The following is a 23,749-nucleotide window of genomic DNA, read 5'->3' as shown; positions in this document are numbered from 1 at the left end:
TTGCATAAATAGGGCAATGTAGCACTAATAATAATGTTACATTGTAACTTAGCTATAATCTTTACTTATAATTAAAAATTCGACCAATGCTTTATATTTTCAGAATTATTATCGTTTTATCGGCATTTTTATCATGGTATGCCGCTGCGTCGACGACGCGAACGACTGCTCATGTAACAGTGCATCATGCTCGTATTCATCGTCATTACTTACATAAAAGTAAGCGACAAGGGCACACATTACACTATAAACACCATGTACGTAAGGCTCATCACCTTACAAAGGCACAAGAACGACGACATGTTCGCTTGGTGAAACGTAAAATTTTCCATGCTTATTATGGATGGAAAGGGACACCTTATCATTTTGGTGGCTCAAGCCATCGAGGGATTGATTGCTCTGCATTTGTGATGAAGATGTACCGTCAGGTATTTCATCGATATTTACCTCGAACAACGTTAGGACAGGTAAAGCTAGGTCGACGAGTGCGTAAGGATCAAGCCAAGTTAGGGGATTTAGTCTTCTTCAAAACAGGACGTAATGAACGTCATGTGGGGATTTATCTTTCTAATGGTGATTTTATGAACTCAGCAAGCTCGCGAGGGGTGTCTATTTCAAATTTACATCATACTTTTTGGAAGCGGCATTTCTGGCAGATTAGACGATTAGTTGCCATATAATATGTAATAAAAACGGAAGCATTGAGCTTCCGTTTTTTTATGGCTGCAATCTATGACAGGTTGTTATGGCTTTGTCCAGATTCGAGTATTGAGGTCGAGTTCATCAACGATATTAATAACAAACTTTAGATCGTAATAAATAGAAGCAATAAATGTTAGTGAGTCAGCTTGTTGGAACAATTTAGGTTCAAAATAATTTTTAGAGCTTGAAATTGCAATATACAGATGATCATTAACAAATGAGAAGGCTATCGTATGATCTGAGCGGTTACTGAAATTGATCAGCCGCTGCACCATTGCTGGCGACAGTAAATAACGTGCTTCTACTTGATCGTTACTGTACACATTGAACAGTTGCGTAAACTCTGGATCTTCAAGAATAACTTGTTGTTGGTTATTGCTGAAAATATCGGAGAGTTTTTGTCCCATCGCTGAAAAAATACTATGATTTTTCGGCATGATGGTCGTTTGACCTGAGAAATGTTTATTCGCATCAGCAACGAAAAAGAGCCCTTTAAAAATCGTGTGCCATTGGTCTTGGCTTTTGCCATTGTTATCTCGACCTTGGGTTTTATATTCCGTGTGTAACTCAGAAAAACGTAACGATGTTTTATCAATTTGGCCTTCAATAAAATCTTCACCGCGATAGCGATCATAGTGGCGACCAAAGAGGGCACTATTTTTATAATCTAGTTTATCAATACATTGTGTTGGCTTATAACTAAAGCTGCTATCAATAGAACTGATTAATTTGGTGACAATTTTATGCTTATAGTCTTTTTTATATTGATCCCATCGCTTGCTGTATAAACGGTGCATAACGATGGCAATAATAATCGAAAAAATAATACCAAAAGCTTGAAAGTTATACATAAAGCTTAATGGAATGATAATAGCGGCAAACCCGACACCAAGCAGTAATGATAGCCAATATTGTTTGATGACTTTTTTACGATCCTGATCAAGCGCTTCTAATTGAGGTTTAAGATGGGTTTCGTAAAGTACAGTAAGTTTACTATCCATAAATACTGATGTCCTACTGCTTAAATAAACGTGCCGCATCAATGTTAGTGCGTTCTACGTCTGTAATTTCAAATAACGGTAAAGTGGTTAACATCATTTGATTGGCGATAAAGCTTGATGGAAACATTTCAATGGCGTTGTTATAACGTGTTACTGCGGCATTAAAACTACGACGAGCGGCTGAAATTTGCTCTTCCGTTTCATTAATTGAACGCATTAACAGGGCTGTATTCTCACTTGCTTTTAAATCAGGGTAGGCTTCAACCGCAATTTTAAAGTGAGAAACAGCTTCTGATAGCTGTTTATCTAATTGTGGTTTATTTGCCGTATCGACATGCTGTGATTGTTGTCGTAATGCGGTTAACTCAGTTAGAACCGACTGCTCATGCTTCATGTAAGCTTTAGTGGTTTCAATTAAGTTGGGGAGTAAATCAAATCGCTTTTTCAGCATGACATCAATGCTTGCCTCTGCATTTGCTACTTGGTTCTTTTTACCAATAAGGCTGTTGCGCATTGCAATATATAACCCAGCAACCAGTGCTATAAAGACGATTATACTTATTAACATTGTTATTTTCCTTTATATAAACCAGTAGCGAGGAACAAGGGGTGTGGCTACCTGTATTTAGGTTTCCTTTAGTTATAACGAAAAAAGCCTTGTCAAAACAAGGCTTAAATGCAGATTAATCGTCATTATTAGGTTAATTTATGAGGCAAGAGTGGCTGGTACTGGAGATTCTGTTAAGTTTTTTGTCATCATGCAAAATTGACGACGTGGTGTAAAGCCATGCTTTTCATAGAAATTACGTGCACCCGCATTACCGATATTGACCTCAAGTGATAATGCTTTAACGCCATCTTGAATGACCAATGCTTCAAGTTGTGGTAATAATTCAGTTCCAATGCCATGTTGACGCCAATCTGCTTTTAAATAGAACTGATCGATTAAACCAATTTTACCACCATGCTCAAGACTGAAGCTGTAGCTAACAATAATATGCCCAGCAATATGTTTAACGCCGTGCTGTTCTACTTCAATGAACCATGCCTGTCCCAATTCTGGATTACTTAGCAGTTGCTTCGCCGCGATCATGGTCTGCTCTGCCTTTTGAGGTAAGGCCTCATAATCAAATAATTCATCGATTAACTGAAGAAATTTATCTAATGAAGAAAGTATTGGTGTGCGAAGAGAAATGTTCATACTGAGTCCCTAAGTTAAAGCCTTATCTTGAAAGCTTTATTGATTACAACGTGTGAGTAAGTTGTTGTATTTGCATAGAGTGAATATTTTTTTAATTTGTAATCTAGCAGATATATGACAATTGAGTCATAGAAATGTTCATATTTTTAATTAAATAACGGCAGCGTTAACTATTTTTATTGTTGTTTGTTGCCGTTTCAATGTGTTTAAAGCATGAATGTGTTCGAAAATGAAGTTTTTAATGCATATCTGTGATTTGCTTCCTATAATACCGAATCTTTTGTAAGTAGCGGAGCCAGTCAATGAGGCTTGATAAATTCTTAGGTACCACTTTAGGTATCACCCGTAGAGAAGCCGGTAAACTTCTTCGTGATAAAATGATTGAAGTTGATGGCGAAATTGTTCGCAGTGCTTCTTTCTCTGTCGGTGACGATAACAATGTAGAATTTAACGGTCGTCCACTTCGCCTGCAAGGGCCTCGTTACTTCATGTTGAATAAACCACAAGGTTTTGTGTGTTCACATGTTGATGATTTCAATCCGACTGTTTTTGTATTGTTTGATGAAGTTAGCCCTGAAAAAATGCATGTGGCTGGACGTTTAGACAGTGATACAACCGGCTTAACATTATTAACAGATGATGGCCAATGGTCACACCGTATTACTTCACCACGCCATGTGTGTGAGAAAGTATATTTTGTAGAAACGGCTGATCCTATTGTTGCTGAAAATATTGCGCAATTTGAAGCTGGTGTACAACTGAATGGTGAGAAAGAGCTTACTCGACCTGCAAAGTTAGAAATTGTAGGTGAACGTGAGGGTGTCTTAACCATCACTGAAGGTAAGTATCATCAGGTTAAGCGTATGTTTGCTGCGGTAGGTAATCGTGTTGTCGGTCTACACCGTGAGCGCGTAGGTGCGGTTGAACTAGATGAAGATCTTGAACCTGGTCAATACCGTCCATTAACGGATGAAGAGATTGCATCATTTCTAGCTAAATAATCTTAATGATTGTTTTAAAAACTAAAAAGCATAAATAGCCTTATTTGTGCTTTTTTTATAAGTGATATATTAAACAACAACATCTCTTTGGGTTACAACCGTTAGAAATTTTTTATTTCCTATTAGGAAAGAATGATTGTTGTTTTTTAGCGTACAATAGGGTCATTGTCTCTTCAATAGCAATTATATTCGGCCTATCGTTGTTATTTTTATAAAAAAGAATCCTTATGACTCAACAAGCCTCATCTAAATTGAGTTTACAGCTCATTCTCATTCTCGGTGCAATTGCCGCTTTAACTCCTTTTGCTATTGATATGTATTTACCGGCAATGCCCAATATTGCCAAAGACTTTTTAGTTTCTCCTGGTGCTGTTCAAGTCACCTTAACCGCTTATACCGCAGGTTTTGCTTTTGGTCAGTTAATTCATGGCCCATTAGCTGATAGTTATGGTCGTCGTCCGATGCTCATTGCTGGTACGGTGAGCTTTTTAGTGTTAACTATTTTAGGTGCATTAAGTACTAATATTACCGAGTTAACTATTGTGCGTGTAGCGCAAGGTTTTGCTGGTGCGGCTGCGGCGGTTATTATTGGCGCACTTGTGCGTGATATGTTTGAACGCGAAGAGTTCTCTCGAACCATGTCATTTGTGACACTGGTTATGACTATCGCACCATTAGTTGCCCCAGTGTTGGGTGGTCATCTTTCCGTTTGGTTTGGTTGGCGTGCGGTTTTTTGGGCGTTAGCTGTTTTTGCTGTTATTGTTTTAGTGTCTATTCTTTTCCAAATTAAAGAAACGTTGCCCAAAGAAAAACGGATGCCGTTTCATTTATCGTCAATCATAAAAAATTACAAACGACTACTATCTAATCCAGTTGCATTTGGCTTAGTGTGTTGCAGTGGTTTTTCTTTCGCTGGTATGTTTACATTCTTAACCGCTGGCTCTTTTGTCTACATTGATATTTATGGCGTCAGTGTTGAGAATTTTGGTTACTACTTTTGTTTGAACATTCTTTGCATGATTTTGTTTACGAGTATCAATGGCCGTTTTGTGAAACGAAAAGGTACCCATTGGATGTTGCGGTTTGGGTTAGCGATACAATTAACCGCTGGTGTGTTGCTATTTTTGGGGCAATGGCTAGGGTTAGGCTTATGGGGTGTTGTTATTCCGGTTGCGTTATTTATCGGTACACTCTCTACTATTGGTAGTAACACCATGGCGTGTTTATTATCGAGCTATCCACAAATGGCGGGTACTGCTTCTTCTTTAGGTGGAACGTTCCGGTTTGGTATTGGTTCTATTGTTGGTGGTCTGGTTGCATTAATGCCGGATAGTAATGCATGGCCAATGGCATTGACCATGGCATCATGTGCTATATTATCGGCTGGTTTTTATTGGTTCCTTGCCCGCACAGCTTAAAGGTTGTGTGGTGATTTGATATTTTTGGATTGTTTGAAATAAATCATGACCATTTTTTTTAATGAAATTTACAATGTAGTTAACAGCGGGTTAGTGGCTTTACAAGAGGCACAAGCAACAGGTAAAGCACAGAAGAACCCTGTCAGTGAAAGTATTTTTTTGAGTGCTTGGGTAACAAAAGTGCTTAAACAACATAGTTTTGATCGCTGTGTAGTGAAAACATTGCAGGAATGGCAGCAACAATCACGAACCATGGGTAAAAATGCACAGTTAAAATTGCATTTTGAACGTTTAGCGGAAACTTACGCTAAAGTCACTGATGAGCAAGGACAATCAATTGCGATTACATCAGCAGTAATGACAACGTTTTATACCGCGTTAGAACAGCAAGATTGGCTAGTGACTAATGAATACGAAGTGAATCGTAAAGTGAGTCACCATACAGACGGTAAAGCATCATTAGTTGTTTGTTCAGCGCAATATGCAGCATCAATGAGTGATGAGGGTGAGTTAGTTAAACCTCTATCTTTGTACGTACGTGGTAATGTGCAGCAGTTTATTGATACGGCTTACCAACATGGAATTTTGTTATTCAAAATTACTGACTATAAGTCTAAAGTTAAATTTCATGGGGAATACATTATTTACCCATCAAATACCGGTACTCATTTGCCAGAGCTACCGACTCGAATCTTATAAACTAAATTGATTTTACCCCCTAAGCCGCATTATTGCGGCTTAGTTGTATTTGAGATAAACGAAGAAAGAGAGGGTAAATAGCGTTAGGTGGTTATCGTGCTGGTTTTATTAAAGCCATCTATTAATATGATGAAAGAGTGCCAGTGTTATCGCAAGGATGGCACAGACGATAAGTGTGATACCAAGATCGCCCACTATAGCGGCTTTATGTAAACCTGCTCCAATGACGAGATAATAAAATAACCCCAGTAATGCGCCAGCAGTGCCTAAATGATCACGGTAATTATTTAATGCGGTACTTAATAAATTAGGTAAAGCCAAACCAAATGACAGTGATATAAAAATCATCGGTAAGAAAAACCAAATTGAGGTTTGTAATAGATAAACGCCAATACTACTTATGAGCAGTATGATAGATGCAATGGTGATGATAGTTTGTGACATAACGTGTCGACGCAGTAACCGCATATTAAGCATTGCGCCAAGGATTGAGCCTAACGCCAGTACAGCGCTGGTATAGCCGAATAATTTAATGCTGACATGTAATTTTTCAAACATAAAAGGGGCAAGGCTATAATAGGAAAATAATGCAATGTTAAAAATGGCAACCATCAACATGATGTACCAAATGTGAAGATCTTTCAGCATTTTGGTGCCGATAAAGAGCAAGCTATCTCGTTGGGTTTGAGTTGGTTTTGTTTCGGGTAATTGCAATAAGCTCCAGCAGAGTAAGCCACTGGTTAGTATTATCATGCCGATAAACACCCATTTATAGCCGCCATTAACGGTTAACCAACTACCCGTTATCATGCCAATAATAGGGCTGATGCCAATGGATGTTCCAATAATAGAAAATACCCGTCCGAGCTCTGGACCTTGGTAACAATCACGAAGGATCGTTTGAGTACAGACTGAACCCACCGCCGCTCCAAAGGCACAACAACCAAAGCCTATAAGAAGTAATGTAAATGTCGATGCGTATAAAGTGAAAATAGCAGAGCTGATAAAAATAATGAGTCCAATCAGTGTCGAATAACGACGACCGATGATGTCACACATTCTACCCCAAAAAACGACCCCAACAGCAAAGGTGATAAAGAACACCGACATGCCTTGTGCTGCAGTTGAACCCGTAACGTTAAAATGGGTTTTAATTGACGTTAATGCTGGGCTATACATGGTTTCGATGATTTGTGGAAACATTAATAATGTCACCGCTAACGGCATTGATATTTTATTAATATTGTTATTCATATGATTTTTTATAAATTCCATGATGTCGTTCTAAAAATATAAGCGAAAACGATTCTTTTTATTAATGCGTAGGATTGCTATCTTGAATATACGTATTGTTTCAATATGGTAATTATTATAAGGTGCTCATTTTTGAACTTATATTAATATAAAGACTATATATATTAAATTAAGGACAGGTGACGTCAGTAATGGCATATATTGAAGAAGGTCAACAATTTTGTCCCAATGACTTTGATGGTTTAGTTGTCGGTCTGGCGGCGAATGTTGGTGATCATAATTCTGGCGAGCATCGGCATGACAAAGATCAACTATTATTCTCACACCATGGTTGTATGGTAATCACTCTTGAAGGGGTTAAGTGTGTATTGCCTCCTATGCGCGCAGCTTGGATCCCTGCTGGGATGTTGCATAATGCGCAGATGACCAATGTAACTCAGTATCGCTCGTTGTATTTTGATCTAGCTTTACAGTCACAACTAAGTCGTGAAATGAAGATTATTGATATTAATCCATTGATGGCGATACTGCTTGAAAGAATGTCAATGTGGCCGTTTGATAAACCCAATAATGAACAATTAAACTCAGTTAACCTATTGATAGAAGAGCTTAATTCTGCTACTGAAAGTCATTTAAATCTGCCGTTACCTGATGATGTTAGATTATCTAAGTGGCTTGAAGGGATTAATGATCCCGATTTTATTGCACCGACGTTAGCTGATCTTAGTCTGTTAGTGGGGGCGAGCCAGAAAACCATTACCCGCATTTTTAATAAAGAAACAGCAATGCCATATCAGAGTTGGCGTCAACAATGGCGATTGTTAACCGCAATTGAATTATTATCGCAACATCAGCGTATTACTGATATTTCATACCGTTTAGGTTTTGCGAATGATAGTGCTTTTATTAGTTTCTTTCGTCAAAAAACAGGATTCACGCCACTGAATTTTATGCTTGAATCTAAATCGTAATTTTTAGAGATGATATATTTTAATTGTCATCGCGGTAAGATGAATATTTGTTATTATTGACTCGTTTTTTGCGAAGATTTAACGCCAAATAAACATTTAAATAACCTGTAATATTGTAGAATATCTATTCTACGCAAAGCTCTCATCTTGATATTTTTTAAGTTGAATATTGATATTAATAAGTCATGATAGACTTATTAATTACCGCAGTAATACAGATAGTATTAAGATAATAATTATTGTCACTGTGAGAGGGATAACAGATTAATAGGGACATCTATGCCTGTTTGTTGTACTGAACATCAGTCTACTCATATTTCTACACCTTTGATCTTATCGTTTGATGAGACATTAACTTTCTTTCCATTTGTATTGGAGTTCTATGATTGGCGAGATGGTTTGATTATGTATCGTGCTTATCGTGATGGACACCGTGAGTTATTAGAAGGCAGTTGTTCGTTTTATATCGAACATATTGAATCACTGGCTGGTGGTAAAGCGTGGATTGAAAGTATTCCCGCAGGATTGGTTGATAAAGCCCGCGCTTATGCTGATTTGGGGGTGTACATGCTCAAGATGGCGGCAATGAGTGATAAAGCTCGCCATTTATTAGCCCAACGTCCAATATTACTTTATCTGATGTGTGAACGTTATCCATTAGATCATGAACAAGTATTAGCTTTATGTGAACTAGGCCAACGTAAGATATTAGCTCATTTAGGCTTAGCATCGTGCCGTTCAGCGTTGCGTTTTATTGATCGTATTCAAAGTGATTTTTCCACCCGTTCTGTGGTGATTGTGATTCATCGTTTGCTCGATCCTGAAATGATGACATTTAAACTGTTTCGGCATTATTCAGCAATCACGACTTTAACGTTGCAAGTGTATTTACAATGGCCAACATTAACGGGCACAAAATTAGGCTTTTATTTAATTAAAGCGTCACCGCGAGAACGACTGCGAATTAATCAGATATTATCGGATGTGTTTCAGTTAGGTTATCGTGTGCTTGATGTTGATTCAGTGCGACGTATTCATGCTGTAACATCGTATGATGAATTGAAAAAATTACATGATCGATGGTTAATTGCTCAAAAAACAGCAAAAGTTATACCAGATCCAAGTTGCGACAAGGAGTATGAGATTCCTTATGATGGCAATAGTAATATTGTACCGATTCGAAATTATCAGCAGCTTGAGCTTGAAGGTATAGAACAAAATCACTATGTCGCTATTTACCATCATCGGATTATTAAGGGTGAGTATTTAGTGTATAAAATGCATATGCCAGAACGCGTCACCATAGGGTTAAAGCGACACTATTTAGCTAATGGACGGGCGAGTGATATTTATACGGTTGATCAAATTCAAGCGCGCAATAATCGTTTACCATCGTATGAAACCTTAGAAACGGTGTATAGCTGGCTTGATAGCGTTAGAAAATAATGCCGAGATTATTGTCGGTATATTAAGCATAAAATTTAAATCGCATATCATGTATTTATCAATATGCGATTTAAGCTTTAGCCGTTAATTTTTAATCAAGATCGGATCGTTTAAGAATCAAATTAGGGTTAGGGCAGTTATTGCGGTAAAAATCTAATTCAATGGGATTAACAACGCCAATATAATCATCAGTGTTAGATTCCATATTCTCAATGATCTGTAAATGAAGATGCGGAGCCCAGCCGCCATTTTCTGCTGTGGTGCCGATTGCCGTAAATTGTTGACCTGCATTTATAAGATCGCCAACCTGCAATTGTGTATGTGCGGCTTGGTGAAGATGACCATATAAAGTAAAAAAGGTTATTCCCTCAAGCTGGTGGCGTAAAATAATAGTGGGACCGTAATCACCTTCATTTTGATGATTAGCAATACTATGGATTTTGCCATCAAGCGGTGCAAAGACAGGTGTTAAAGAGGGGACACCCAAATCGATTCCCATATGAACGGTACGATTTTTACTGTCACTAAAATTTTCTTTATCTTGATAAATTAGCCGTTGTTCTGCATAACGACCAATCACTATTTGTGCGTTCATTGCTGTTGACTGACGGGCTATTTCATCAGCAAAACTGTGATTGGTGCTAACACTTTGCCAAAGCGCACTGGCAGGGGAAAGATCAACAATGAGTCCACGCCCAAATTGAAGTGGCTCTGGGATCACCGCATGAAACTGATGAGCTTGAAGTGCACTGGTTAATGGTGTCATGTATGTTGTCCTATTCATCATCTTAATTAGCCGCCGTAATGAGCGTTGCTGCCTTTTTAGGGACGATAATCATCGCAATCACATAACCGATGGCGGCAATCGCTGTCGGTAGAATTAAATCAATATTGACAAATACACTGGTTAAATAGCCGCTTAATGTCCACGCAAGGCCTACCATTGCACTCGACATTGCCATAACCCAGCCTTGATCTGCTTCACTGGCTCTGTCTGATAACGCCGTAATGTAAAATGGAAATGCAATCGCCACCATAACGGCGGTAAATATCATCGCAGCAATATGTGTATTAGGTGTAGGCGTTATTGCTAATAAAATCATACCAATCGCAGCAAATAGGGTCGTGATCCGCAATGCTGAGAGTACGTTAATACGCGCTAGAATGAGTCGAGGAAGCAGTAATAGCGAACAGATCATGACTACACCGATAGCCATCATAAAATATTGGTAGAAGCTGCTTTCTACACTAATGCCCCATTTTTGAGGGAAAATAAACGCGATATTTTGAAAGTATAAACTCCAACTAAACTGGCAAATAAAAACGATCGCTAAACAAGCCAATAAGCCCGGTTGGCTACGTTTTAATGGGGCAACAAAAGAGAGTGGATTTTCATTGTGTAAGGCGATTTGCGGCGGTAACCGAACAAGATTTAGTAGTATTAAACAAAAGATAGCAATAATAAGACAAGCGTAAAATGGTGCTTGAGTGCCATAGGTTGCTGACAATTTACTGCCTAATGCTGGGCCAAATGACATCGCCGCTGTCATTACGATCGCCACCATACTCATTAATGTCGCTTTGGTTTTGCCACTGCTATTATCAGCAAGAATCGCTTGTGCAATCGGCTGGCTAGCAGAGCCAAGGCTATTGATCATGTTACCTGCAAATAATAATGCAATAGATCCGATGACAATGGCATAGATAGGTATCGCAAAACCAACCGCAGCAATGATCAAACATAAGACCATGGTTACTTTACGGCTAAAGCGGTCAGCAAAACGGGCAATGAATGGGGTGAAAAACATGGAGATAAAAGGAGCGGCTGACATTACCGTACCAAATAAAGTACGACGTTGTTCGATTGGCATATTTTGTGCGATAGCAAGTGAGTGATCAGTTAAAAATAAACTCACATACGCTGGGATCGTAATAAAAAAGCCCGCAGAGCCAAGGAAGATAATGCAATAGAGCGTAAATAAGGTGGTAGGTTTTAACGCCAAATGGTGAGTTGTCGTTGGCATATGCTGTGAGATCCTGACTGCGAGAATAATCGACTATTTTAATCAGGTATTACGATGAATCAAGTTATTACTGGTTCAGATATTAATAAATAAACAACGCCTTGTGGGTAAAGACCAATCACAAGGCGTATGTTTAAGCGACTAACGAGAAGAATTACTGGTTAATAGTAATCTCATTGTCCAAGTCTTTTAATGCCATTTTTTGAATGTTAATGCCAAACATCATCATGATTAGGCACCAGTTTAAGTAAGGTAATTTACCTGCACCTAAACTTTCAGTGACGTTCTCTGGTTTCCAGTTAAATAATGCCGCGATATTTTCAGTGGTCATTTCTGCAAATAAACCGCTGTCGATCAATTTTGCGAACTGATCGCTAGTCGGGCAAACAAACGTATTTTGACTGCCAAATGCAGAAGGCTTAAATAAGCGTAATACACGTTTGATTTCGTCAACTTCAATCACTTTACCATTGGTTGCGATGTTAGGTCGGCCAATCAGTGCGGCAATAAAACACCAGCAAGGGTAAGGAATTGAAGAAACATCTAGTGGCTCTTTTTTATATTTAGCAGTCCAATTACAGATGTTTTTTTCTTGTAGACCTGTTGCTAAAGTAAGTTGCTTGGCATCATACCCATTATCTTTTAATAGGTTAATTGCTTCTGCAACTTCAGAAACTAAAGGTTTGCTCCAAGTTGCAAAAGGGGTAAAGACATTTTCTCTAATCAAAACGATATTCCAATTGACAGTGTAATACAGGTGTTTTGCTAATTGTTGATGATCATACGTGTTCAGCGCTGTATGTCTATTAATATCCGTCGATATAAATAAGATAGAAACAAGTTATTCATTACCAGCGGCAACTGTACTATTTAAAATAATTAGGCCATAGGACTAGACGACTGGTCTAGTCGCGTTTATAGTTATCACATGAAAACAAAAACAAACGATACACGTCAGCATATTTTAGATATTGGTTACCAACTTGTGGTCACCAAGGGATTCACGAATGTTGGCCTGTCTGAAATTTTAAAAACAGCAGCGGTACCAAAAGGTTCTTTTTATCATTATTTTAAGTCAAAAGAGCAATTTGGTGAGGCGTTAATTCAACACTATTTTGAGCAGTATTTAGAACACGTTAGCGCAATTTTAGAGCAAGGCACTGGAACCGGTTTTGATCGCGTAACTGATTATTTTTCACGTTGGTTAATTATTGATAATGGCACCTGTAACGTCAATAAATGTGTGGTGGTTAAGCTCAGTGCTGAAGTTTCTGATTTGTCTGAACCAATGCGTGAGGCCTTGAAAAAAGGAGCTTATAGCATTGTAAACTTGATTGCATTATGCATTGATGATGGTATTAAAGACGGCTCAATTACGGTAGCCGACAGTCAATTAACGGCTCAAACCTTATATCAATTATGGCTGGGTGCGAGTTTGTTTTATAAACTTAGCCAAGATGTCACAGTATTACAGCAAGCGTTAATCACGACTAAAACGCAGCTACAGCTAGTCGTTTAATGGCGGTTGCTTATTAATTATCCCATTATTTTATGATGGGATTTTTTAAAACCTAAAACTAGACGACTGGTCTAATATTTAATAAAAAGAAAAGGATAGCTCAATGACAAACCTAAACCGCAAAATCGTATTAGCATCTCGCCCTGTTGGTGCTCCAACAGCTGATAATTTTCGTCTAGAACAAACCGTTATTCCTACGATAGCGGCAGGGGAGATTTTATTGCGTAGTGTGTATTTATCATTAGACCCTTATATGCGTGGTCGTATGAGTGATGCTAAATCCTATGCTGATCCTGTTGCGGTAGGTGAGGTTATGGTTGGTGGTACGGTATGTCAAATTGAGCAGTCTAATCATGCTGATTTTGCACAAGGTGAGTGGGTGTTATCTTATTCAGGTTGGCAAGATTATGCTGTTTCAAATGGTGACGGATTAATTAAATTAGGCATGCAGCCAACACATCCATCCTATGCGTTGGGTGTGATGGGAATGCCGGGTTTTACCGCTTATATGGGTTTGCTTGATATTGGTCAACCTAAGCCTGGCGATACGATTGTTGTGGCGGCTGCAACAGGTGCCGTGGGTTCAATGGTGGGCCAGATTGGTAAAATTAAAGGTTGTCGCGTTGTGGGTGTCGCAGGTGGCGAAGAAAAATGTCGCTATGCCAAAGACGTGCTAGGTTTTGATGATTGTATTGATCACAAAGCTGATGATTTCGCAGTACAATTAGCAGCTGCTTGTGATAAAGGCATTGATATTTATTATGAAAATGTCGGTGGTAAAGTCTTTGATGCAGTATTACCGCTACTTAATACGGGCGCTCGTATTCCATTATGTGGTTTGATTTCTCAATATAATGCCACTGAATTGCCGCAAGGGCCTGATCGCATGTCGATGCTAATGGGCACGCTATTGATTAAGCGTATCAAGATGCAAGGTTTTATTATCTTTGATGATTATGCAGATCGTTATGATGAATTTGCCACAGATATGAGCCAATGGTTAGCGGAAGGCAAAATCCATTATCGTGAAGATTTAGTGCAAGGGCTAGAAAATGCTCCTCAAGCGTTTATTGGTTTATTAGACGGTAAGAATTTTGGCAAATTGGTTATTCAAACCAATCAAGCTCAATAATAAGGTGAATAGAATATGATCACACTTCATCACTTAAATAAATCACGTTCAAAGCGCATTATTTGGTTATTAGAAGAACTTGACTTAGCATATGAAGTTAAGCTTTATTTACGTGACGCTGTCACGTTTTTAGCGCCACCAGAATTGAAAAATATTCACCCGTTAGGAAAATCGCCAGTTATTGAAGACAATGGGGCGGTGATTGCTGAATCTGGCGCTATTACTGAATATTTAATTCAGACTTATAATCCTAATTTAGCACCTAAAGTGGGAACACCAGCTTATATTGAATATTTACAATGGCTTCATTTTGCTGAAAGTTCAGCTATTTTACCGTTATTATTAAAGATGTTTGTTGCTAAAGATGGCGCGAAAACTAATTTCTTAGAAGTCTATGCAGACGTAGAAGCTGAAAAAGTTATCAGTTATTTTGAGCAGAGCCTTGAAGGCAAAACGTATTTAGTTGAAGAACGACTCACCGGAGCAGATATCATGATGTCGTTTATTGCTGAAATACTGCAAAATAACGGAATGATTGTGAATTATCCTAATATTCAACGCTATCAAGCTCAATTAGCAACGCATGATAAGTTTATTAAAGCGGATCAGATTGAGCAGCAATTGGGTTAACCGTTATTATGGTTTATTAAAGGTCACTTTTGAGTGACCTTTCTTGTTATAAGGAGTCATTAAATAATGTAGGCTCGATTAAGACTGATGTCGGGGGTGGGTATTATCGATAATAATATCGTTGCCTGTTTGTGTGCGTATAATAATTTGGGGTCGACCTGCATACAATGCCAATAAAGCCCATACCACACAAACACTTGTGGTCATTAATAAGGGCAATGACCAACTGGCTGTCATTTCGTGTAACGAACCAAAAATGAGAGGACCACTGGCCGCTAATAGATAACCCATACATTGTGCCATGCCTGATAATGCTGCGGCTTGATGTGCATCGTGAGTACGAATACCAACAAAAGACAGACCAAGAATAAAGCCTCCACCACAACTAAAACCAATACAAATCACCCACACAATAGCGTGTTCAGGCATCAATAACAGTCCTAGAATACTAGAGAATGACAATATTGCGATTATGACACTCATTGTGCGTTTATCTTTTATTTTTGCCATTAATGGAATAAGGATCAGTGCCGGCATTGCTGTTGATAATTGAAGAATACCGTGAATATAACCCGCTTGATTCTCTGTATAGCCATTATCAACTAATATGCTTGGTAACCAACTGATAAATATATACATAATAAATGAGTTAAGGCCGAGAAATATTGTCACTTGCCACGCAGCAGCTGAACGCCATAAATAACTATGGCTATCTATATCTGCCGTATCGACTGATGGTCGAGTATGAGTACTTAATTGTGGCAACCACATCAAGATAGAGACTACGGGAAAGATAATAACGCTAGCTAATGAAAATGCCCACGATGGTATTGCTGTAATGTGGAGTTTTTCTGCTAAGTTCAACAGCGGAATAGCAGTACTAGAACTGATGGTTGAGCCAATCCCCATAACAAGTACATAGATGGCTGTTAATGTTGGTACTTGAGTTGGAAAGTCTCTTTTAAGCAAACTGGGTAATAAAACATTACCAATAGCAATACCTATCCCAATAATACAAGTCCCTAAAAAAAGTGTTGCTATTGAGCCTGATGAACGAATGATAATCCCTAATGAAATCACTGTCAGGGCGATCATCAACGAAGATTCAAGGCCTATTTTTCTTGCTAGCCCAGAAGATATAGGTGAAAAAAGCGCAAAGGCAAGCAAAGGTAGTGTTGTTAACATGCCTGCTTGTGTGGGGGATAAGTGAAGATCATGCGAGATAAACTCTAGAATAGGACCTAAACCGGTAATCGGGGCGCGAAGGTTACTGGCAATTAATAAAATACTGATAATCATTAACGCGGGGTGCGCGACTTTACGAATGGAGTGTGACATATCTGCCTCCTATAAAAATATGAAGGTCATAATAGACTTTACATTTATTTCTTTATTTGGTTGTATTGACATTTTATAGCCTAAAACGGTCATATTATGAATGTTAAAACCAATCTTATGGGGTTTGATACCGATCTATACCCACAAAAGGTACTAGCATTACGGGTTGCAGGTATTGAAAAAGAAGAGGAAGCGCCATTCCACCATCATCATAAAGGGCAATTAGTGATGCCGTTAACTGGGTTTGCTAAATGTTATATTGACGATGCAGTGTGGATGGTGCCAGCACATTGCGCTGTTTGGATTCCGAGTCAAGTACCGCATAGCAATCAAATTTCGATGGATGCTGATGTGTGTATGCTGTTTGTTGATCAAGATATTATTGGAATGCCAAATAAAGCGTGCTCACTGTCTGTTACCCCATTATTGCGTGAATTAATTATTCGTTTAGCACAAGAGCAGCAAAATTATGCTAAAGAAGGCGCAGTAGCACGTTTAGTTGATGTGTTGGTTGATGAATTGATAGTAATGCCAACCGAGCAGTTTGATTTTCCTATTCCATCTGAAGCTCGGTTATACCAAATTGCGCAACGTTTACTCACAAATCCTGGTGACAGAAAAACCGTGGGTGAGTGGGCGGCACAATTTGCAATGAGTGAACGAACATTAGCACGCTTGGTTAAACAAGAAATCGGCCTCACTTTTGGTCGCTGGCGTGGGCAGTTACATATTGTAGTGGCATTACAAAAGCTTTCGATGGGGGAGTCGGTACAACGGGTAGCGGAAGATTTAGGTTATGAATCAGTGAGCGCATTTATTTTGTTTTTTAAAAAAACCTTAGGGCGACCGCCAAAGCAATACATGAAGCAACGATAATTAATGACTATTATGATGAATATGCGTATTGAAATAAGTGGGTTGTGATAAACGATATAAGCATAGTGATCAGTGGTTGTGCGTGGTAAATTAAGTAACTTGTTTAGTCTGTATTGTTTTGAGTAAGGAATACGTTATGTCCCGATGGTTAGCCTATCATGGTGATAGTATCTATTTGGATGAATTGATTTATCAGCCAGAGCATTCATTAATTCAGCAAAGTGTCGAATCGAATAAAAAGCGCACTGTTCGTGCGAATGGCGACGGCTTTGGTTTAGGTTGGTATTCTCATCGTGCATTGCCGGGCTATTATCATGATATTTTACCCGCATGGGGTGATGAGAATTTACGCTCACTAGCGCATCATATTAGTTCACATCGTTTTATGGCACATATTCGCCATTCAACAGGATCCCAAGTATCTCGAGTTAATTGTCATCCGTTTGTGCTCGATAATTGGATGTTTTTGCATAATGGTCAGATCAGTGGCTTTGATCAGGTAAAATTCACGTTAGTACGTCAATTAACGGAAGAATTATTTTTAAAACGAGTTGGCACGACTGATAGCGAATTAATTTTCTTAATGATGATTAAAAATGGACTTCGCATTGATCCTATTGCCGCGATTAATCAGACTTTATATGAAATTGAACAAGCAATGGAAGATAAGTCGATAACGGGGCCGCTAAAAACGTCGCTTTGTATCTCTGATGGTGAGCAATTTTGGGTGGTGCGTTATAGTTCTGACCATCAACCACCACCAGTGTTTATCCAGTGTTCAAACAAAAAAACTATTATTGCTTCTGAGCCATTAGATCATTCTGGTTCATGGCAAAAAATTCCGCGTCAAACCATTACACATATTGTTAATCATCACTGTACGCAGTATGACTTAATTATTGATTAACCTGTGGTGTGTAATATTGAAAAGGCAGTCTAAATAGGCTGCCTTTTTAATATCGGTGGTAATCGTAATCAGCGATGTTTACTGTTCTATTATATTTATTGTTCAATTATAAATATTAAACAGTGTTAATTAAGCCCCCTTGAATGGGTAAATGGCATTGGTATCTGATGTCATCTTGGTAATAATTCTATTTTGAAGATTATTGGCTGTTGCCATTGCTTGATTAGTGACGGTTAATTCAAAATTATTTAACAGTGTTTGTGCTTTTTGAGGCTCAGTTTTATAGATTGCTAAATAATCTTTTTGTGTTTGTGCCATGAGTGCAGTTTGTTTCTTTTCAAATTCGGCATAGGCTTTTTTCACCATTGGTGCAAACTGATTATAGTCTGTCATTGCAAGGGTCTGTACCTTACGTAATTGCCAATAAGCTGACATATTATCAGCGATGGTGCCAACGCCTGTTTTGTAAATAGCCGGAATTTTTGCACCTTGATAAAATGCGATATAAGGGGTGAGATCGGTCATGCCCCAGCCAATGTAAGCCACTTCGCCGATCGCCTGAGGTAATGCTGGGTTAATTTGAAGAATATGGGATTGATAGGTTCTAAATACTGAGATAGGACGATAAGTTTCTTTAGGATTAACGTTAGCATAGGGATCATGTGAGGTACCTTGATAATGATTTCGTAGTCCTTGTTTAACATCCTCGACCGATAATTTATGTGCAGGCTCAGCAAAGACAGGAAAAGCCTGTGGATCGGCTAAGGTTGTTTTAATGCCGTTACTGTACATATGTTGTAAGGCGTGTACGCGTGGATAATTATAAAGACGATCGTTGTTGTTATCGATGGAATAGGCGCGATGAAAATTAAACTTACCCTCTTGTTTAGGCTTATATACACCTTGAGCAATCGCAAAACTGATCAACGTTGGGCTAGAAAGGTATTTATCGGTGTTGTCAGGATCAAAATGTTGTAATCGCCCTTGATTAGCAGAAACAAAATAATTGTTATTATCGAGTTTGGTTGCCATCCATTGGTGACCGCTGCCTGTTTCTAAATACCAGATCCCCGTTTTATCAACAAAAGCCACCCCAAAACCTTCTGCAGCACCTTGTTTTTCAATAATCTCACCTAAGAGTTGTACGCCTTCTTTGGCTGATTTTGCTCGCGGTAAAATAACATTAACAATCGAATCTTCATTGATACCGGCTTTTTCATTGTAAGGATCAACGGCAAGGACAGTGGGGTTGTTATAAATAGTTTCCGTGGCTGACATTCCAATTCCAAGCTCATTAAAGCCCGCAGAACCAAAAGAAGTGTCATGCGTTTTTGCTTTAGAAAAACTGCTATAAGCAAGACTGGTTGCAGGTAAAGGGTAAGTAAACGCATTGCTACTAGAGCGAAATTCACCCGTTTTATTCGTTTGATGAGGATGATTAAACCAGTGTGGATTGACTAATGGGCTATGGTCTGCGTTTCTCGCAATAATATAACTGCCATCAGTTGTGGCTTGATTACCGATAAGAATTGTTGTGCAAGCTAAAATTGACGGGGAAACTGTTGCCGCGACCACAGCGTAAAGTAATGTGTATTTCATAAGATACCTCTCCATTGCCGTTAAAAAAGTGCTTATTACTATAGGGCATAGAAATAGGGGTATTTGCGTGAAATATCACACTCATTACATCGTTTAAAAGCATTAATTGATAACTAAGTTTGCATCTATTAATTTGAAATTTGTTTGTTCAGTAACTATTTTATTGTTCTTATGCAAGTAAAGCTTAATGAGTTTTTTTGATGGTTTCGATTATTTTTATTTCTTAACGGGCAGGTTTATGTAACAAGTTATAAGTTTCTGTTTTCAAATTACAATCCTATTAAATGACGGCTTAAATCCTTTTTCCTTTGAAAATCATAGGGAAAATTTAACTAGCGTTACGGTTTGGATGCTGATAGTGTGTCTTCCCTCACACACAGCGTGAGACATTTATGCGACGCAATACAAGTCAAATTAGCAACAACGTAGCTCCAAATATTGTTATGGGACTAAAAGGTTTAGACAATAAACTCGTTCCTGCTCTAACGATTGGGTTTATCACCTTATTCGTTCTTTCTGCTTTAATTGATATGCCTGCTTTTACCTCAATGATTCAAACATCATTCAGTTCTGCTGCAAATAACTTCGGTTCAAGTTGGCAGTGGTTGATGTTGGTGAACTTTTTTCTAGCATTAATTGTAGCGATTAGTCCATTAGGTAAAAAAGTGATGGGCAGTGTTGCTAAACCAACCATTGGCACTTTCCGTTGGTTAGCAATGATCATGTGTACGCTACTTGCTGGTGGCGGCGTTTTTTGGTCTGCCGCAGAACCTATTTATCACTTCATGACCCCGTCTCCATCATTTCCTGGTGTAGAAGCGGGTACGCTTGCCGCAGTAACACCAGCACTAGATCAAGCCTTCTTACACTGGGGTTTTCTTGCTTGGGCTGTACTCGGTACACTTTCAACGATTGTTTTAATGTATGCTCACCATGAACATGGCATTAAACTTCGCCCACGCGCTTTATTATTTCCGCTTTTTGGTCATCGTTTAGAAAATCATTGGGTAGGCAGTGTTATTGACGCATGTTCAATTATAGCTGTGGCTGCAGGTACTATTGGACCTATAGGCTTTTTAGCCTCTCAATTAGGTTATAGCCTTGAGTTATTAACGGGCTTAGAAAACAATACCCAATCACAGCTGATTATTTTAGCTGTTGTTGTCGCTATTTATTCTGCTTCAGCGGCTTCTGGAATGGACAAAGGTTTACAGTGGTTATCACGCCTTAATGTTATCGGTGCATTTGTACTGTTAGCGGCAATGCTAATCTTAGGGCCAACAACTTTCTTATTGAAAGAGTTTGGTTCTGCGTTTGGTAGCTACTTACAAAACATGGGTTCAATGAGTTTGACGACCGTAAAGCCTGAATGGAATTTATGGTGGACATGGTTCTTCTGGGGGTGGTTCATTGGTTTTGCACCAATGATGGCGATCTTTATTGCCCGTATTTCTGAAGGCCGTAGTATTCGCAGTTTAATCTTATGTGTTGCTGTTGGTGCACCGATTGCGACTAACTTTTGGTTCGCTGTGCTTGGTGGTACAGGTATTTCATTAGAACTGAATAACCCAGGTATGATTTCAGGGCCATTGAATGATGGTGGTCTACCTTCAGTATTGTTAGCAACACTGTCTAATTTACCTCTGAGTTATATTCTATTACCTGCGTTTTTAGTGCTAACTACAACCTTTGTCGTCACAACAGGTGACTCAATGGCATACTCGATTGCGATGGTCGTTTCGGGTGATAATGAACCTAGTAGTAAGCACCGTTTGTTCTGGGCGATTACCATGGGTGTCGTGGCTGCAGTATTGTTATTAGCCGGGGATGGTGGTTTAAATGCACTACAATCCTTTATTGTTATTACCGCGGTACCTGTTTCATTGCTGATTGGATTAACACTATTAAGTGGTCCTGTTGCGGCATGGAAGATGACATGTGCATCTAAAGTAGCCAAGGCGGCTTAATGTGTGTGATGTGATTTTTACATTCAGTTAGTAATACAAAAAACCGAAAGTGTCATACTTTCGGTTTTTTTTATGTCTCTATTTTAATGACTATCTAATCATCACCACATTGATACTAGCGATAAGTAATGTGGTTGATAATTAGATAAGCCGTATTATTTTGTTTCGATATTGCCTTGTTGTATTTTTGCTTTACAGCGTTTCACTAAGGCATGGGTCATGCCTCGAAAAATAAACAAATGAGCTGGCATCATTGCAAACCAATAAAGTAGCCCCATAAAGCCTTTTGGGTGCCACCACGCACGAATGTCGATAGTGCGATGATCACCACAATCTTCAATGGTAAACTCTAATCGACCTAAGCCAGGGGCTTTCATACCAAATAATAACGATAGGAAATGATTTTTTTCAAGACTGATCACTTTCCACGAATCAATTTGATCGCCCAATTGTAATTGTTGAGGATCACGCCGATAACGCTTGAGGGCATCACCACCAATCATGGCATCCATCCATTCTCGTACTCGCCATAATCCATTGGCATAAAAGTAACCTTCTTCACCGCCAACCAGCTGTACTTGGCGCCATAAGTCTTCACAACTGGCATCTGTTTTAAGCGTGTAACCTGCTTGTTTCGGATAGTAGCCATAACCTGTTTGCCAGCGTAGTAGGGCATCAGGATCAAATCCCCAGATTTCGCTTTTAACGACTTCAGTATTCATTATCAGTGTTTCTTGAATGGCTTCTTCATAACTGATCAAATGTTGAGGTATTCGACGTTGAAGTTCACTGCCGTCAGCGGGAAGATCGCAACTTAGTCCTCCAATAAGTGCGCGGGCAATATTAGTTGGAACCGACGTTATAAAACGAAGCCAATAGGTCGCCATTTGAGGGCTTAACCATTTTAATGGAATAACTCGGATTGTTTTGCCATGAACTTTGCTTAAGCGAACCATTTGATCTTTGTAGGTCATTTGTTCGGGCCCCGCGACATCTAAGATTAGATTTTTGTCTTGAGGGCAATCAATAAGCTGAGTGAGATAATAGAGTAAGTTGCGTAGGGCAATAGGAGAGTTACGTGAAGTGACCCAACGCGGAGTTAACATTATGGGTAGGTGATAAACAAAGTCTTGCATGACTTCAAATGCGGCTGATCCTGGTCCGATAATAATACCCGCCCGTAATTCAGTAACACATTTTCCACTATCACGAAGAATATTACCGGTTTCTTTGCGTGCCATTAAATGTTTCGATTGGCTGGTAGGTGATTGTAAGGCGCCAAGATAGATAAGATGCTTAACGTTACTGAGGGCAAGATACTGACTAAAATGTTTAGCACAATCGAGTTCAAATTCAATAAAATCATGACCATGATTCATACCATGAACCAGAAAATAAACGGTATCGATATCTGCAAATAGATCCGTTAAGTCTTGGTCAATATCTAAATCTAATTCAACCAATGTTAGATTATCAATATTTCCCCAGCCACGTTTCTCTAAGAGCTTGAGGTTCCGTCCTGTTGCTGTTACGTGATGGCCTAACTTTAATAGTTGCGGCACAAGATGACTGCCAATATAACCTGAAGCGCCAACGACAAGAATATTTCTGCTCATTAAATAACCACTCTGAATTCCGTGTTGCGATATAGATAGGCAAAAAATTCTGTTATTAAATTTTTTAATATCGCCTTTAAAGATAATGGCTTTTTATTGATTAAAAGCAATAATAAACTGCAAAAGATGATAGTTTTTACAGGTTAATATGATTATTATCACCACAATTATTATGGGTTTTTATGCATATGGTTGTGATAATTCATTTAATAACAAAACCGAGATATATAATTTAGCTAAATCAGATGGATAATTAAACAATCCGTATGGTTGTTAGTTAATTTATATGTGTTTTTATATAATAGTTATTAAATTCAAATTAGAAATATAAAAATTGTATTTAATGACGGCTTTTTAACCCTAATGGTAGTCGATTGTTGTTAAAGAAGAATATTCAAATAAGAAAGCGTGATAAATGGTAATACTTATATAGCTAAGCTGTTCTGTG

The 23,749-nt window shown here is 38.6% G+C and carries 22 protein-coding genes; 12 read left to right on the top strand and 10 right to left on the bottom strand.

Annotated features, from left to right (window positions below; genetic code table 11):
* Positions 1-86 precede the first annotated feature (86 nt).
* Complete coding sequence (locus CZ809_RS10630) at positions 87-680, top strand: NlpC/P60 family protein (RefSeq protein ID WP_080157610.1); 594 nt, start codon at positions 87-89, stop codon at positions 678-680.
* A 63-nt stretch (positions 681-743) separates the two neighbouring features.
* On the opposite strand, the gene CZ809_RS10625 is transcribed toward CZ809_RS10630, so the two are convergent.
* From CZ809_RS10625 to CZ809_RS10615, 3 genes are all read right to left on the bottom strand, one after another.
* Complete coding sequence (locus CZ809_RS10625; protein ID WP_158258939.1) at positions 744-1,703, bottom strand: DUF3137 domain-containing protein; 960 nt, start codon at positions 1,701-1,703, stop codon at positions 744-746.
* A gap of 13 nt (positions 1,704-1,716) precedes the next feature.
* Complete coding sequence (locus CZ809_RS10620; protein WP_080157608.1) at positions 1,717-2,271, bottom strand: LemA family protein; 555 nt, start codon at positions 2,269-2,271, stop codon at positions 1,717-1,719.
* A 138-nt stretch (positions 2,272-2,409) separates the two neighbouring features.
* The gene (locus CZ809_RS10615; RefSeq protein ID WP_080157607.1) at positions 2,410-2,904 is read right to left on the bottom strand and encodes a GNAT family N-acetyltransferase; all 495 of its coding nucleotides are present in this window, start codon (positions 2,902-2,904) and stop codon (positions 2,410-2,412) included.
* Positions 2,905-3,206: 302 nt separating this feature from the next.
* Between CZ809_RS10615 and rsuA the strand changes: the two genes are divergently transcribed.
* The 3 genes from rsuA to CZ809_RS10600 all read left to right on the top strand — a co-directional run bounded on the left by rsuA (position 3,207) and on the right by CZ809_RS10600 (position 6,022).
* A complete protein-coding gene (rsuA, locus tag CZ809_RS10610; RefSeq protein ID WP_080157606.1) occupies positions 3,207-3,905 on the top strand; it encodes a 16S rRNA pseudouridine(516) synthase RsuA in 699 nt (232 codons plus the stop codon).
* Between the two features lie 227 nt (positions 3,906-4,132).
* Positions 4,133-5,323, top strand: coding sequence for a Bcr/CflA family multidrug efflux MFS transporter (locus CZ809_RS10605; protein WP_080157605.1), 1,191 nt, complete (start codon positions 4,133-4,135; stop codon positions 5,321-5,323).
* Positions 5,324-5,368: 45 nt separating this feature from the next.
* A complete protein-coding gene (locus CZ809_RS10600; protein ID WP_080157604.1) occupies positions 5,369-6,022 on the top strand; it encodes a DUF2913 family protein in 654 nt (217 codons plus the stop codon).
* Between the two features lie 108 nt (positions 6,023-6,130).
* Here the strand turns inward: CZ809_RS10600 and CZ809_RS10595 are convergent, their stop codons facing one another.
* Positions 6,131-7,276: an MFS transporter gene (locus CZ809_RS10595; RefSeq protein WP_080157775.1), complete on the bottom strand. Its 1,146-nt coding sequence runs from the start codon at positions 7,274-7,276 to the stop codon at positions 6,131-6,133.
* A gap of 191 nt (positions 7,277-7,467) precedes the next feature.
* Between CZ809_RS10595 and CZ809_RS10590 the strand changes: the two genes are divergently transcribed.
* Both CZ809_RS10590 and CZ809_RS10585 read left to right on the top strand, forming a co-directional pair.
* Complete coding sequence (locus CZ809_RS10590; protein ID WP_080157603.1) at positions 7,468-8,247, top strand: AraC family transcriptional regulator; 780 nt, start codon at positions 7,468-7,470, stop codon at positions 8,245-8,247.
* Positions 8,248-8,526: 279 nt separating this feature from the next.
* Complete coding sequence (locus CZ809_RS10585; protein ID WP_080157602.1) at positions 8,527-9,693, top strand: PcfJ domain-containing protein; 1,167 nt, start codon at positions 8,527-8,529, stop codon at positions 9,691-9,693.
* A gap of 91 nt (positions 9,694-9,784) precedes the next feature.
* Here the strand turns inward: CZ809_RS10585 and CZ809_RS10580 are convergent, their stop codons facing one another.
* The 3 genes from CZ809_RS10580 to CZ809_RS10570 form a co-directional block, all read right to left on the bottom strand.
* The gene (locus CZ809_RS10580; RefSeq protein WP_080157601.1) at positions 9,785-10,459 is read right to left on the bottom strand and encodes a peptidoglycan DD-metalloendopeptidase family protein; all 675 of its coding nucleotides are present in this window, start codon (positions 10,457-10,459) and stop codon (positions 9,785-9,787) included.
* Between the two features lie 22 nt (positions 10,460-10,481).
* Positions 10,482-11,717 (bottom strand): MFS transporter, encoded by a 1,236-nt coding sequence (locus CZ809_RS10575; RefSeq protein ID WP_080157600.1) that lies wholly within the window; start codon positions 11,715-11,717, stop codon positions 10,482-10,484.
* A gap of 154 nt (positions 11,718-11,871) precedes the next feature.
* Positions 11,872-12,444, bottom strand: coding sequence for a hypothetical protein (locus CZ809_RS10570; RefSeq protein WP_080157599.1), 573 nt, complete (start codon positions 12,442-12,444; stop codon positions 11,872-11,874).
* A 201-nt stretch (positions 12,445-12,645) separates the two neighbouring features.
* Between CZ809_RS10570 and CZ809_RS10565 the strand changes: the two genes are divergently transcribed.
* From CZ809_RS10565 to CZ809_RS10555, 3 genes are all read left to right on the top strand, one after another.
* Positions 12,646-13,236 carry a TetR/AcrR family transcriptional regulator gene (locus CZ809_RS10565; RefSeq protein WP_080157598.1) on the top strand — a complete coding sequence of 197 codons (591 nt, stop codon included), beginning with the start codon at positions 12,646-12,648 and terminating at the stop codon, positions 13,234-13,236.
* Positions 13,237-13,339: 103 nt separating this feature from the next.
* Entirely contained in the window at positions 13,340-14,368 is a 1,029-nt protein-coding gene (gene curA / locus CZ809_RS10560) for an NADPH-dependent curcumin/dihydrocurcumin reductase (RefSeq protein ID WP_080157597.1), read from the top strand.
* A 15-nt stretch (positions 14,369-14,383) separates the two neighbouring features.
* Positions 14,384-14,998 carry a glutathione S-transferase family protein gene (locus tag CZ809_RS10555; RefSeq protein WP_080157596.1) on the top strand — a complete coding sequence of 205 codons (615 nt, stop codon included), beginning with the start codon at positions 14,384-14,386 and terminating at the stop codon, positions 14,996-14,998.
* 78 nt (positions 14,999-15,076) lie between these two features.
* Here the strand turns inward: CZ809_RS10555 and CZ809_RS10550 are convergent, their stop codons facing one another.
* Complete coding sequence (locus CZ809_RS10550; protein WP_080157595.1) at positions 15,077-16,336, bottom strand: CynX/NimT family MFS transporter; 1,260 nt, start codon at positions 16,334-16,336, stop codon at positions 15,077-15,079.
* Between the two features lie 96 nt (positions 16,337-16,432).
* Between CZ809_RS10550 and CZ809_RS10545 the strand changes: the two genes are divergently transcribed.
* Together CZ809_RS10545 and CZ809_RS10540 are read left to right on the top strand one after the other, a co-directional pair.
* Entirely contained in the window at positions 16,433-17,212 is a 780-nt protein-coding gene (locus CZ809_RS10545; RefSeq protein ID WP_080157594.1) for an AraC family transcriptional regulator, read from the top strand.
* Between the two features lie 136 nt (positions 17,213-17,348).
* Positions 17,349-18,119, top strand: a complete 771-nt coding sequence (locus tag CZ809_RS10540; protein ID WP_080157593.1) for a class II glutamine amidotransferase — start codon at positions 17,349-17,351, stop codon at positions 18,117-18,119.
* Between the two features lie 129 nt (positions 18,120-18,248).
* On the opposite strand, the gene CZ809_RS10535 is transcribed toward CZ809_RS10540, so the two are convergent.
* Positions 18,249-19,718 (bottom strand): C69 family dipeptidase, encoded by a 1,470-nt coding sequence (locus CZ809_RS10535; RefSeq protein WP_080157592.1) that lies wholly within the window; start codon positions 19,716-19,718, stop codon positions 18,249-18,251.
* 392 nt (positions 19,719-20,110) lie between these two features.
* Between CZ809_RS10535 and CZ809_RS10530 the strand changes: the two genes are divergently transcribed.
* Positions 20,111-21,685, top strand: coding sequence for a BCCT family transporter (locus CZ809_RS10530; protein WP_080157591.1), 1,575 nt, complete (start codon positions 20,111-20,113; stop codon positions 21,683-21,685).
* 155 nt (positions 21,686-21,840) lie between these two features.
* On the opposite strand, the gene CZ809_RS10525 is transcribed toward CZ809_RS10530, so the two are convergent.
* Positions 21,841-23,301, bottom strand: a complete 1,461-nt coding sequence (locus CZ809_RS10525; protein WP_080157590.1) for an SDR family oxidoreductase — start codon at positions 23,299-23,301, stop codon at positions 21,841-21,843.
* Positions 23,302-23,749 lie beyond the last annotated feature (448 nt).

This window comes from Photobacterium piscicola (assembly GCF_900166965.1).
GTDB classification, from domain to species: Bacteria; Pseudomonadota; Gammaproteobacteria; order Enterobacterales; family Vibrionaceae; genus Photobacterium; species Photobacterium piscicola.
The sequence above is the reverse complement of the archived record's forward strand: the minus strand, read 5'-3'. Positions and strand labels throughout refer to the sequence as shown.